The sequence below is a fragment of the Cytobacillus sp. FSL R7-0696 genome (genome assembly GCF_038006865.1).
Taxonomy (GTDB): Bacteria; Bacillota; Bacilli; order Bacillales; family Cytobacillaceae; genus Cytobacillus; species Cytobacillus kochii.
In genome coordinates this window covers 715,191-727,307 of record NZ_JBBOWA010000001.1, presented here as the reverse complement: position 1 = coordinate 727,307, position 12,117 = coordinate 715,191, and the positions used below count along the sequence as shown (strand labels likewise).

Genomic DNA, 12,117 nt, shown 5'->3' with positions numbered 1-12,117 from the left:
GATACCCTTTAGAAACATTTATATCTTTTTAACAAATTCAGATTTTAATTGCATAGCTCCAATACCATCAATTTTACAATCAATATCATGATCTCCGTCAACTAAACGTATATTTTTAACTTTTGTACCTATTTTTACGACTAATGAACTTCCTTTTACTTTAAGGTCTTTGATAACTGTTACAGAATCACCATCATTTAAGACATTTCCATTTGCATCTTTGAAAATCTTTTTATCTTCACTATTATCATTTTCTTTTTCTAATAAAGTCCACTCATGAGCACATTCTGGACAAACAAAAAGACTTCCGTCTTCGTAAGTGTATTCTGAACTACATTTTGGGCAATTTGGCACATTAACCATAATTTCTTTCCTCCATTCATTATTGTTAATTCTATATGAGAGTTAATTTCAATTTCCTTTTTTAAAACTTCGTAAGAATAGCAATTACGAACTTGAAAGCGAGTTCCTTATATGATTATATCCTGTCATGATCTCTTGAATTAGATGAAATTCATTTAAACTCTTTTCAAATTTGAAGAAAAGGTTATCCTTTTCTTTTTTTCTATTCCTCATTATCTGTATCATTGAATTTATCTAACATTGTTATCGTATCAACAAGGTGATTATTAAAAATTTGACGAGCAACACTGAGCAACTCAATAATCATAGGATCTCTTAAGGAATAAACGACCCGATTACCATCTTTGGTACCTGTAACTATATTTTTTGCTCTCAAGACTGTTAATTGCTGCGATACTGCCGAACCTTCACTTCCTACAAGATTTTGAATTTCATTTACATTTTTGTCTCCGTCAGCTAAAAGTTCAAGAATTCTTATTCTAAGTGGATGAGCAAGAGCTTTAAAAAATTCAGCTTTAAACCGTTGCATTTCTAAGTTCAATTTATTTCCCTCTCTTTCTAGATACAATTAAGATGTCGTAACTACTTTTCCTTTTTTTTCAATGTTCTCATGTGCACCCGAAAAGACTGTACATTCCCTAAAAGCAAAATGTTTGCATCCAAGACATTTGTCCTTATTTAGATGTTCAAGTGCAAAATCTATTGCATTTCCAGTACGATCAAAAAAACGCCCTTCTCCTATATATTCAAATAAACCTGTTTTTACTAGAACGCTTTTAGGTTGAGGTTTAATACCAGATATCAATACAACCCCGTGTTTGGAAAAATCCTTTACGATACTTGATAAATAAGATTCACCCGTTGTATCCATAAAAGGGACTTTTCCCATTCTTAAGAGTAAAACTCTCGGTTTGTAGTTGATCGTATTCATTATTGAGTGCTCAAACGCTTGAGCAGTCCCAAAAAATAAAGGACCTTCTACATTATAAATACTAATTTGAGGACAGTCACGAGCATCTGTCACCATTTTAGATTCCATCTTTTCATGTTTATTGTTTGGGTTAGGTAGTGCCTTGACTGTTAACGTAATATCGCTCATTCTTTTTGTAAATAAAACCACTGCTAATAAAAGACCTATTTCAACAGCAACTGTAAGATTAACAAAAACCGTTAATAAAAAAGTAACAACTAGAACAAGTGAATCTTCCGTTTTTGTTTTTAACACGTGATAAAATACATGCCTCTCACTCATGTTCCACGCTACAACCATTAAGATAGGGGCCATACTGGCTAATGGGATACTTGAAGCATAAGGAGCAAGAAGTACTAATACTAACAAAACGACAATTCCATGAATCATTCCGGAAAATGGCGAGAACGCACCATTTTTGATATTTGTCGCTGTTCTGGCTATGGCTCCTGTTGCAGGAATTCCACCAAATAAAGGAGTAATCATATTAGCGATACCTTGACCAATTAATTCTCGATTACTATTATGCTTACTATTTGTCATACCATCAGCGACCACTGCAGATAATAAAGATTCGATACCCCCAAGCAATGCAATTACAAAAGCTGGCCCAATTAATTGTTGCACGCGTTCAAAGGTCATTTCAGGTACCTTAAAATGAGGTAAGGCACTTGGAATCTCACCAAATGTTGAGCCAATTGTGGCTATTTGATTAGGATAAAATATGCTGGCTATCACTGTAGAAAATAATAATCCTATTAGTGGTCCTGGAACCTTCGGGGAAAATTTTGGCGTTAACAAGACCGCAATAAGGCATATTCCAGCAGTTAATACACTATAAAAATTAATAGAATGAATGTGAATGATAATTTCTCTGATATTACTTAAAAAGGTTTCATGTTTTTCTACCCCTGTAAGGCCTAGAAAATTAGCAATCTGACCCACAAAAATAATGACGGCTATTCCTGATGTGAAGCCTATAGTCACTGGCCTTGGAATGAATTTAATTAATGAACCAAGTTTAAAAATCCCCATTAAAAATAGGATAATACCTGCAAAAAATCCAGCAATTAATAAGTTTTCATATCCATAAGTCATGACTATTCCAAATAAAATAGGAATAAAGGCTCCTGTAGGTCCACCAATTTGATACCTTGACCCACCAAATAGTGAAATTAAAATACCTGCAATAATTGTAGTATATATTCCATATTCGGGTTTAACACCAGAAGCAATTGCAAACGCCATACCCAAAGGTATAGCAATGACACCAACGACTAGACCAGACAATAGGTCTTTTTGAAAATTCGGTAAAGAATACCCATTATATCTCCCAGTAAAAAACCATTTATGTTGCATAACCAACCCTTCTTCGTTTATAATATTTGCATATCTCTATATCTGATTATTTGAATATATTATGATATGAATTTACACTGTTTCCTTAATTATGTCAAAAGGAATTTTTGAGGTGAAATACATGAGAATAGGAGCAAGGGTTTTGTTTAATAACACAATATATAAAATTTTATATATTTTATCCAACGGGATATTTTAAACATACTATTAACCCAATTAATCTCAAACGAACAATCGAAAAAGTACAAGAACAAAAAGTAGAACAACGGTAGAGTATGTGTCTTTTCTCTTTTCGTAATATAATTATTGCTTTTCAACATTGGATAAGAGACTACAATACCTGCTCCTACTGCTGAACGCCTATATAATAAACAAAGTAGTTTTTGAAGGTACTTACTGAGTGTTTTGCTTAAGTTAAGGAATATTTTAAATACCTATTGCACTTTTTGGAACTAATTGACTTCCTTTTTACCTGTGCTCTCATTATGTCCAAGCACCAGCCTAAGAACATAATTAATGGAAATAGGAAATATCCCCCTTTATAGAAAGATAGAATTACTAGTAAGGATGGTGGGGAAATGGACATAAAATCTTACAAGGATAAAGACGGGAACAAGGTTGTTATAGGTGATCTAGTTGAGGTCATTTATCATGAACCTAATGTCGAAAAAATAGGTAAGGTAGTAGCTATAGAAAAAATAGGTCACTATGTTTGGATAAACTTAGAGGGGGAAGGACATATTTGGATGCGGGGCACAAGGCATACTAGAAAATTATACTAAATGGGCAGAACTAAGAGGTGGACAATGTGGGCAGAATAACGTTCATAGGTACGTGGATGGATACATAGTTACCTGTTTGCCATGGTCGGATTGGGTAAAAAATTGGTTAATCTAAGGGAGAAATTTAATTGCGGATGGAGCGAATAAGTTGAGTATAGAAATAAAAAGAGAAGACATTATCCAATATGGATTGAAGGTACTTCAATTAGTTGGGTCACATTATATTTGTGAGGTTTGTATAAAAAGTGGGAACTCTTGTTGTCAAGGGTGTGAGCTTTTAAAAGACGGTTTAGGGTGCCAAAAAAGAAATACTAGTTGTACTGCTTGGTTATGTGGTTTACAAAAATTCTTTTTAAATGAAATTGAATTGTTAGATGAGTGGGAAAACTTATGGGAACAGGTCCCTGGACAATGGTTCCGTAGGGATAACACCCCAGAAACAATAAAAATAAAATCATTACTTAATCATGAACAGTTAGATAGTAAAATAGGAAAACTGATGGCTGAAAAGTTAGAATTGTTTGTAAAAGAGGGAGGAAATATAGATAAGTTAGAAAGAAAGTTGAACCTAGATTTTGATCTTAGAAATTCAGAAAACTTTATATAGAAGATAGTAAGGTCATGTAAATTTATAAATAAAATCATTTAGTTATATAAATATTTGAGGAGGAACTATAAAAATGGCGAATTTTTTGATTGTAAGCTTAGTCATTATCTTTATTATCTTAATATTAAGTTTAACCACTACATCGAAAGCATACCAATATAAACATACTATTGACCCAGTTGATCCCCATTCAGCTGCTAACAATTCAAAAAAACAAGAAAATGACAATCAACAACGATAGAACAGTGTATCAAACGGTTGTTCCATTTCAGTTTTTTTGTTTCCTTATAATAAAAAGAGCACAATAATAAAATTCAGAAATTTCCTATTACTCAAGTATTTCCTAATGTTAAGGAAAGGTTACTTTCGTTATTAGTTACTTATAAACATCATTCCTACATCGGCTCTGACAGATTCCGTAAGCCCCGAGTAGCTGTTGTAATTCACTAGGTCTATTAATTCTTAAATTTCTTTTTTAAATTTCATTAAAGGATGTTTGAATGAGACCATTATTAACTTTTCGCTCAACAGCGTTACGGTAAATATCTACTAATAAATCATTCGATACTAACATCTCCAAGGATCTATCATTTATTATAACCTCAAATATATACTCTTTTTTTAATATTATGTGATTTATCGGTTTTATTATGTAACATCCATTAAACGGATATACAAGGTTCTTATTTAAAAATACATCGTTGATAAAATCAACGTTTCAAGCTTCTTCAGAATCCTCTTACTACATAAAAAATTGGTTTTATGCAACCTCTATTTCCTGTATTAATCTTACAAAGGTAACCTAATAACGTTTTTAAACAACGCTAATAATGTATTTATTTACTGGTTTAAATATCTTTATTGTCATTTAACAACAGTAATGTAAGGTATTTTTCATATTATGGTTACTGTCAAAAAGTATACTTTATGACACGTTGGAAAACAGATAATATTCTGTGTGTCAAAAAGTGTGCTTTTTTATTTTGAAACATTTCATTTTGTTGATATACTTTTTGACATAGTTTAATAGTTTAGGAGTTGATATTTTTGAAACTAGGGTACGCTCGCGTTTCTGCTAAGGATCAAAATCCAGAACGGCAGCTTAAAAAATTCCGTGAACTTGGAATTGAAGAACGTTATATCTTTATTGACAAGCAAAGTGGAAAAGATTTTAATCGGCCGCAGTATCAGGCGATGCTTTTAATCATTCGCGAAGGGGATTTGATATATCTTGATGCACTGGACCGATTAGGTCGGGACTATGATGGTATTATTCGAGAGTGGAAGTATATTACACGGCAGCTAAACGCAGATATCGTGGTACTAGAAAATGAGACGCTTTTTGATAGCCGAAAATTCCGAAGAATGGGCGATCTTGGAAAGTTAATGGAGGACCAATTTTTAAGCCTGCTTTCTTATGTAGCCGAGCAAGAACGTAAAAAAAATAAGCAACGGCAAGCCGAAGGAATTGAAGTGGCAAAGAAGAAGGGTGTGAGATTTGGGCGACGTAAGTACGAGATTAATGCAGATTTTATTCGGGTGTATGATGAGTGGAAATCTGGATCAATCACTGCGACGGAAGGAATGAAGCGTCTTGATTTAAAGCCAAATACTTTTTATCGACGTGTAAAGGAGTATGAAAATCAAAGAAAGGAGCAGATACCTTGCGCGGTAAAGAACTTCTTACAACAGACCAGCGACAAGAATGGATGACCCCTCCCAATGGTGAATGGGAGCTTGCTACTTACTATACCTTCTCGCAACATGATTTGGAAATCATAAATCGTCACCGACGAGACTACAACCGGTTAGGCTTTGCTGTCCAATTAGCACTACTCCGTTATCCAGGATGGAGCTTAACTGATATAAAGGAGATCCCCGACTTCTTGCTTGACTATTTGGCAAAACAGTTGGATATTGAGCCAGGAGTATTTTCCTTATAGGCCTAGTGACAGGGTTCCTGCTGTAGACCGCAAAGTAACTTTGGAGAAGTAATAAAATCCTATTTTTTTAGTTCTTCAAGCTTTCTTCTATTGACTGCTCTGTATAAGGAACCTTGTGATATTCCAGTTGCCGAGACAATCTCCTTTATGGAATATTCCTCACTATCATACATCCTTAGCGCAACAGCAAGCTTTTCTTTATCCAACTTGGGTCTACCTAATGTTTTCCCACGCCTTTTACTTGCTTCAAGTCCTTCCTTTACTCTCTCAGCAATAAGGTTTCTTTCTAATTCTGCAATGACACACATCATTTGGAACATGGCTTTGCCTGTAGAGGTTCTTGTATCCATATTTTCTTTTAAAGAAATGAATTGCACCCCCATCTCTTCTAACTGGGGTAGCGTCAGGAAAATGCGGATTTACAACGATAAGGAATTTCCAATATAAAAAGCCTGATTTCCCATCACCTAAATTGAGAAATTAGGCTCTTTTTTCGTTACTCCATAAACAGCATTCTATTACTGAATATGTAATTTACTTCGGGATAACAGGGACCCAGAGTTCGTGTCTTGGTTTATGCTTCGGACCGTAATAACATTCTATACACGGTAAATTTGCAAGTTCATACTCGGAGGTAGGGACCCACTCGGAATATAAACGTTTCCATGCATCCACTATGTTCGGAAAAACTGCCCATGTACTTGCGGGAATAATAAGCGTCTCCATATTTTCTGGGGATTCCCCATCGTATCTTACGCCCATGAAATAGGAAAATTGTTCATCTGTTATGGCAGCTTCTTTTCCGCAAACCCCCAGAAGGCTTTCAAGCGTGCATTTTGGATTTTCCCATGACATATCTACTAGTTCTTGCATAAATCCATCTTTTTTCGCAGTGTTCCAAAGCGTAGGGATTGTTTTAAATGCTCTGCTTGTTTTTACTGGCTTACTTTTTCCAACAATTCTTAATTCAAAATCAAGGTTTTCAATTCTGTACTCCATCTCGGTATCTCCTTTAATAGAAATTTGAAAGGAAATTCTGGGAAAGGCTTTTAACTGTACCCCTCTATTACGAGCATTGGAAGGGGTTACTCCATGCATTTTTTGAAAAGCACGTGAGAAAGTATCAGAAGAAACATAACCATATTTAATTGCCACATCAATGATCCGAATATCACTTTTTTGAATTTCAAATGCTGCGAGTGTTAACCGTCTACGTCTAATATATTCTGATAGCGATATACCTGAGATTGAAGAGAACATTCTTGAAAAATGAAACTCAGAACAATTAGCTGCTTTTGCAATCTCTTTGTAGTCTATTTCTTCATTCAAGCTATTTTCAATGTAGTTTAACGCATTGTTCATTCTTTCTAGCCAATCCATAAGTTTACTCCCTTTCAATATTTACTTTAAAACAAAATAGATAATAATTGCCGACATTTCATGCCTAAAAATGTTGGTATCAAAAAATAAACCTTTTGATAGAATCAGGACAAACTATTTGTTTCCTTCCGATAGGCTTAGTGACAGGGTAGCTGCTCTAGTCCGCAAGATTATTTCCAATAAAAGTAAAGTTGTTTTTTGATAATTTCGATAAGTATTGTTGATAGCTCACTATGTCGAAATTTATACTGTTTATAAAATGACATAGTGAGAAGAGGGAAACCATTGAAGAGAAATTGGAATCAAAATGAACTCGATGAACATTTTAGTTTATTGCCAAATGAAAATCACTTAGTGCTAAGTAAGAAAACAAGCGCAAACCGTTTAGGGTTTGCTGTCCTTCTTAAATATTTCCAACAGGAAGCACAGTTTCCTAACAAGAAGCAAGATGTGCCCAAAGAAGTTGTCCAACATGTAGCTGATCAAGTAGATGCTTCGGTAGAGGACTTTTTTGACAACTATGGTTGGGGTGGAAAAGAAAGAAGTTATACGGAACATCGAAAGGCAATACGTAACCTTTTTGGATTTCGAGAACTTACTGCAAACGACAAACATCTCTTCGCAGAGTGGTTAGGAGAACAGGTTCAGTTTACACATGATACCGACTACTTGAAAAATCAAGCATACAGTTTCTTTCGTACGTGGAAAGTTGAACCTCCTTCATTAGGAAGTTTGAAGCGAATGATTGAATCTGCTATCGATCATTTTGAAAAGAATTTATATAAAATGACCTATCAACAACTTTCTCCTAAGACCTGTTCACGATTAGATGCCTTTCTTGAATCACACTCTGATGAAGGGTCCGATGGTTATTTCGAAGCTAAAATTCCTGATGAAGAAAACAACGACATTTTAACCTTTCGCCAGTTGCTATCCTCTCCAGGCAAACCAAGTGTAAGTACGATGGAAATGGAAATCAAAAAACTATTAGCCATTCAACATCTTCAAATCCCTGATGGTTTATGTAAACAGATGTCTCCTAAACTAGTAAAAAAATATCGACTACGTGCAGCTACCGAAACCGTAACGGAATTGCGTGCTCACCCTGCACCTATACGCTATACCCTTCTTGCCATTTTATTTTCGCATCGTCATGAGGAAGTCATTGATTATTTAGCTGATTTATTGGATGAAATTGCGCTAAAATTCGGAAATAAGGCCAAAAATACAACCCGAAAAGAAGCAGTAGAAGAATTAGAAAGAGTCCAAGGGAAAAATAAACATATTGTCAATTTATTAAAAGCGACCGTAGATAACCCAGAAGGGGTCATTCAAGATACTCTATTCCCTATTGTTAGCTCTGATATGATTCGGGATATTATTAAGGACATGACAAAAAATAACCGGGAATACAAAGAAAAAATCTATACGAAAATGCACGCTTCTTACCAAGGTCATTATCGAAAGTCCCTTTCTAAAATTTTAAACAACCTTACTTTTCGCTCAAATAATCAAGTTCATCAGCCGATTATCGAGGCTATCCAACTAATGTTGATTTAAAATAAAGTCTGCTAATTTGTAAAAAAGTTCGATAATTTATAATAAAGTTTGATTAAAATTCCTGTATCAATGCAGGAATTTTTCATTCCGCAATCGGGCCATTTTGTTGTATAAGCAGAAGCTTCTGAGGTTGTCGAAGTAGTATTATATCTGATTTTATTTTTGTACAAAAGAGCAGCAGTTTACTTTAATGGGGGGTAATGTCAATGGAGAAGAATACCGGTGTAACATTTCAAGTGAGAATTACTGATTATGAAAAGGGGATAAAGTGGTATGAAAAGCTTTTTAACAGGAAACCTGACTTCATACCACACGGGGACTTTGCAGAGTGGGAGATTGTTCCTAACACGTGGCTTCAGGTTGCTAAAGGTGAACCAACAAATGGGAATGGTCCATTGAGGTTAGGTGTAGAAGACATTGAAAATGAAAGAAGAAGGCTTGTGGAAGTTTTAAACATAGAGATAGAAAGTGTTAACACCAGAGAAGGTGTCCCAGCTGCTTGGTGTTCTTTTGAAGACCCATACGGAAATAGGATTGGCTTGTATCAAGAAATTTAATGTAAAGTAATACATAGTTTAGACTTTATTCCAGACTAGGGCGCGTTTCTCTAAGAAATACGTCTGTTTTCATTTAAGGGACAGATTGTCAAAGTTTACTGGCTAAAAGATATTTAGAGGTTAATTTTTTTAAAAAAGACTAAATAGGCAGGATCATCTAACCTGCTTGTTGAAAATTAGAAATAACTTATCATGGAGGATGTCAATATGCAAAAAGTGGTTCCTGCATTCCGCATTACTGATTATAAAAAGAGTAAGGCGTTTTACGTAGAAGGAATGGGATTTCAAATTGATTGGGAGCATCGGTTTGAACCTGATTTTCCTGTTTTTGTTCAGATCACTAAGGACGAAATGACTATTTATTTAACTGAACATACTGGAGACTGCGAAACGGGTGGGTTAATTCACTTATTTGTTCCCAATGTTGATAAATGGTACTACGAATTAAAGAGTAAAAAAGATATCCGTATTACGGAACCTCCAAATGAGGATCTTGAAGGACTTCGTATGATGACAGTCGTAGATCCTGATGGAAATCAATTACGCATATGTACTCGTTTATAAACAATCTTTTAATACTAATTTAAAGGGTTTGATCTCCAGCAATAGGGCTCATTCGCGGAATAAGCCTTGCGCATATTGTTGATTCATCGGGCGCTATTCCCTAATAAGGAGAAGCACCCATCTTGCATATTAGGGCCATTTTGTTGAACAAGGAAATGAATTGGTACTAAGCATATCAAGGTGGTTTTACACGATAAAATATATTGCTTAGGGAACGTACGTTTGCTAGAATAAAGTAAACGACAGAGGGTGAGTTTAATGAGCAATTTAGTGCTTCGGAATGTGGATGAGGATGACCTTCCTATTTTTTTTAAGCATCAACGGGACAGTGAGGCAAACCAAATGGCCGCCTTTACAAGTAAGGACCCTAATGATTGGAATAGCTTCGCTGAACACTGGAACAAAATACTTACGAATAAGAATATTATTAAGCAAACTATCATTGTTGAGAACACCGTAGTTGGCCATATTGTACACTTCGAGCAGTCCGGAAAACCAGAAGTAACCTATTGGATTGGAAAGGAATACTGGGGTAAGGGAATCGCAACCAACGCTTTACAAGAATTTCTAAAACAGGTTTCAATTCGTCCACTTTATGCTCGCGCTGCAAAAGACAATACTGGATCCATAAAGGTTTTAAAAAGATGTGGGTTCATGATTTCGGGTGAAGATAGCGGGTATGCAAACGCGCGTGGTAAGGATGTTGAAGAGTTTATTCTCACCCTTAACTAAAGAAATTCAAACTATAGTGTTTATTGTGTTTATTCCTTTATAGGGCGCAGTTGTTGAATAAGCATTGCGCCGTTAAAGGGCCAGATTGTGTAATAATTAATAATAAGCCTACCCCTCAATCAAATAGAGGATTAAGGGGTAAGCTGATATTAAACAAATAATTATTTTTTTACAGCATGGATGTAATGAATCGTTTCAAAGGCTTTTAAATAATCCAAACGATCGCTAAAGAATTTATTATTTATAACATCGGGTGATAAATGTTCGTAAATAAGTAATCCTGCATCTTCTAACAATATTTCTATTTCGTCATAAGTAAAACATGATTTCATTGGTTCGCCACTAGCGGATGCCATTTGCACCATATTCTGAACTCGGTTAGACAATCCTTTTTCTTCAAATAGTTTATCATCTGCATAATCAAAAACGATGGAACTTCCCAATGGAATCTCTGCAAATAATTCTTTAATTAAATTTGAAATTTCTTCTTTTGTTAAGTAATAGGAAACACCTAAGAGACTATAAAAGGTTTTTTTGTTTGGTTGAAAACCCTCATCAATAAGGTTTTGTAGGATAATATCTTTGGTGAAATCCATTGGAACAAAGTGAAAATTATAAGGAATTTGATAATTAGATTTGGCTAGCCTATTCCTTTTAAAATCTTGTGTAGACGGATAATCAACTTCAAATATTTCCAACTTAGGGTCTAATTCTGGGTTCCGAAAACAAAATGTATCCAATCCAGCTCCTAGAATGACATATTGTTCAGCTCCTAGTACTATCTCATGGAATAATACTTTTTCACAATAGGCAGCACGTGCTAATGGAGTTGGTGAGAGTTGAACTTGTGTAATCCATTTTAATATTTCATCGGGTTGATCTTGAAATTTTATAGCAATTTCATGATTAAAAAATTGAATTCCTTGAATCATGTTTTTACGAATATCTTCAAATTCCTTTTGGGTAATTAAATCTTTTGCAATATAATCATCAAAAATCTTTGGTGTGTCATATTTACTATGGTATGCTCGACCAAAAGCTGAAATTAAGGAAGTTAAACTGGATTCATTTTTCTCCATACATTGATTCCCCCATATAATAAAAATAAGATTCCCCTGGCCAGGAGAATCTTATTATATACGAAAATATAATAACTGTAAATTATAGCATAATTAAATTATTTTGTCAATAATATTGACTTGTATTTAAATGTTATCTCATGAAAAAATCAAAAAATACAATACAACAATCGGGCGCAATTATTGAATAAGGTTATACCAGAATCGGGCCAGATAACGGA

The 12,117-nt window shown here is 34.6% G+C and carries 12 protein-coding genes and 3 pseudogenes; 9 read left to right on the top strand and 6 right to left on the bottom strand.

Annotation, left to right across the window (positions count from 1 at the left end; genetic code table 11):
- Window positions 1-18: 18 nt before the first annotated feature.
- The 3 genes from MKX29_RS03785 to MKX29_RS03775 all read right to left on the bottom strand — a co-directional run bounded on the left by MKX29_RS03785 (window position 19) and on the right by MKX29_RS03775 (window position 2,692).
- The gene (locus MKX29_RS03785) at window positions 19-363 is read right to left on the bottom strand and encodes a zinc ribbon domain-containing protein YjdM (protein ID WP_251162688.1); all 345 of its coding nucleotides are present in this window, start codon (window positions 361-363) and stop codon (window positions 19-21) included.
- Between the two features lie 202 nt (window positions 364-565).
- Window positions 566-904 (bottom strand): ArsR/SmtB family transcription factor, encoded by a 339-nt coding sequence (locus MKX29_RS03780; protein ID WP_251162687.1) that lies wholly within the window; start codon window positions 902-904, stop codon window positions 566-568.
- A gap of 27 nt (window positions 905-931) precedes the next feature.
- On the bottom strand, window positions 932-2,692 hold the full coding sequence (locus MKX29_RS03775) for a SulP family inorganic anion transporter (protein WP_307317466.1): 1,761 nt from the start codon (window positions 2,690-2,692) through the stop codon (window positions 932-934).
- 578 nt (window positions 2,693-3,270) lie between these two features.
- Between MKX29_RS03775 and MKX29_RS03770 the strand changes: the two genes are divergently transcribed.
- The 5 genes and pseudogenes from MKX29_RS03770 to MKX29_RS03750 all read left to right on the top strand — a co-directional run.
- Entirely contained in the window at window positions 3,271-3,474 is a 204-nt protein-coding gene (locus tag MKX29_RS03770) for a hypothetical protein (RefSeq protein WP_251162685.1), read from the top strand.
- 148 nt (window positions 3,475-3,622) lie between these two features.
- Window positions 3,623-4,081 carry a DNA mismatch repair protein gene (locus MKX29_RS03765; protein WP_251162684.1) on the top strand — a complete coding sequence of 153 codons (459 nt, stop codon included), beginning with the start codon at window positions 3,623-3,625 and terminating at the stop codon, window positions 4,079-4,081.
- A gap of 73 nt (window positions 4,082-4,154) precedes the next feature.
- A complete protein-coding gene (gene ytzI, locus MKX29_RS03760; RefSeq protein WP_251162683.1) occupies window positions 4,155-4,322 on the top strand; it encodes a YtzI protein in 168 nt (55 codons plus the stop codon).
- Window positions 4,323-5,128: 806 nt separating this feature from the next.
- Window positions 5,129-5,794, top strand: a complete 666-nt coding sequence (locus MKX29_RS03755; RefSeq protein ID WP_251162682.1) for a recombinase family protein — start codon at window positions 5,129-5,131, stop codon at window positions 5,792-5,794.
- A pseudogene (locus MKX29_RS03750) lies at window positions 5,791-6,021 on the top strand (DUF4158 domain-containing protein); the annotation flags it as partial. The gene MKX29_RS03755 and the pseudogene MKX29_RS03750, both read left to right, overlap by 4 nt.
- A gap of 62 nt (window positions 6,022-6,083) precedes the next feature.
- Here the strand turns inward: MKX29_RS03750 and MKX29_RS03745 are convergent.
- Both MKX29_RS03745 and MKX29_RS03740 read right to left on the bottom strand, forming a co-directional pair.
- Window positions 6,084-6,419: pseudogene (locus MKX29_RS03745) on the bottom strand (recombinase family protein); the annotation flags it as partial.
- 139 nt (window positions 6,420-6,558) lie between these two features.
- On the bottom strand, window positions 6,559-7,404 hold the full coding sequence (locus MKX29_RS03740) for an AraC family transcriptional regulator (RefSeq protein ID WP_010731423.1): 846 nt from the start codon (window positions 7,402-7,404) through the stop codon (window positions 6,559-6,561).
- 285 nt (window positions 7,405-7,689) lie between these two features.
- Here MKX29_RS03740 and MKX29_RS03735 point away from each other — a divergent pair.
- The 4 genes and pseudogenes from MKX29_RS03735 to MKX29_RS03720 all read left to right on the top strand — a co-directional run.
- Window positions 7,690-8,955: pseudogene (locus tag MKX29_RS03735) on the top strand (DUF4158 domain-containing protein); the annotation flags it as partial.
- Window positions 8,956-9,170: 215 nt separating this feature from the next.
- Entirely contained in the window at window positions 9,171-9,521 is a 351-nt protein-coding gene (locus tag MKX29_RS03730) for a VOC family protein (protein ID WP_141130782.1), read from the top strand.
- Window positions 9,522-9,728: 207 nt separating this feature from the next.
- Window positions 9,729-10,085, top strand: a complete 357-nt coding sequence (locus MKX29_RS03725) for a glyoxalase superfamily protein (protein WP_036578620.1) — start codon at window positions 9,729-9,731, stop codon at window positions 10,083-10,085.
- Between the two features lie 258 nt (window positions 10,086-10,343).
- Window positions 10,344-10,817 (top strand): GNAT family N-acetyltransferase, encoded by a 474-nt coding sequence (locus MKX29_RS03720; protein WP_036578618.1) that lies wholly within the window; start codon window positions 10,344-10,346, stop codon window positions 10,815-10,817.
- Between the two features lie 161 nt (window positions 10,818-10,978).
- Here the strand turns inward: MKX29_RS03720 and MKX29_RS03715 are convergent, their stop codons facing one another.
- The gene (locus MKX29_RS03715; RefSeq protein ID WP_224938870.1) at window positions 10,979-11,896 is read right to left on the bottom strand and encodes a class I SAM-dependent methyltransferase; all 918 of its coding nucleotides are present in this window, start codon (window positions 11,894-11,896) and stop codon (window positions 10,979-10,981) included.
- Between the last annotated feature and the right edge of the window lie 221 nt (window positions 11,897-12,117).

Excerpts from the sequence above, each read along its gene's own strand:
- MKX29_RS03785 (WP_251162688.1), bottom strand. The coding sequence starts at position 363 with ATGGTTAATGTGCCAAATTGCCCAAAATGTAGTTCAGAATACACTTAC.
- MKX29_RS03740 (WP_010731423.1), bottom strand. The coding sequence starts at position 7,404 with ATGGATTGGCTAGAAAGAATGAACAATGCGTTAAACTACATTGAAAAT.
- MKX29_RS03725 (WP_036578620.1), top strand. The coding sequence starts at position 9,729 with ATGCAAAAAGTGGTTCCTGCATTCCGCATTACTGATTATAAAAAGAGT.
- MKX29_RS03770 (WP_251162685.1), top strand. The coding sequence starts at position 3,271 with ATGGACATAAAATCTTACAAGGATAAAGACGGGAACAAGGTTGTTATA.
- MKX29_RS03720 (WP_036578618.1), top strand. The coding sequence starts at position 10,344 with ATGAGCAATTTAGTGCTTCGGAATGTGGATGAGGATGACCTTCCTATT.
- MKX29_RS03730 (WP_141130782.1), top strand. The coding sequence starts at position 9,171 with ATGGAGAAGAATACCGGTGTAACATTTCAAGTGAGAATTACTGATTAT.
- MKX29_RS03775 (WP_307317466.1), bottom strand. The coding sequence starts at position 2,692 with ATGCAACATAAATGGTTTTTTACTGGGAGATATAATGGGTATTCTTTA.
- MKX29_RS03715 (WP_224938870.1), bottom strand. The coding sequence starts at position 11,896 with ATGGAGAAAAATGAATCCAGTTTAACTTCCTTAATTTCAGCTTTTGGT.
- ytzI (WP_251162683.1), top strand. The coding sequence starts at position 4,155 with ATGGCGAATTTTTTGATTGTAAGCTTAGTCATTATCTTTATTATCTTA.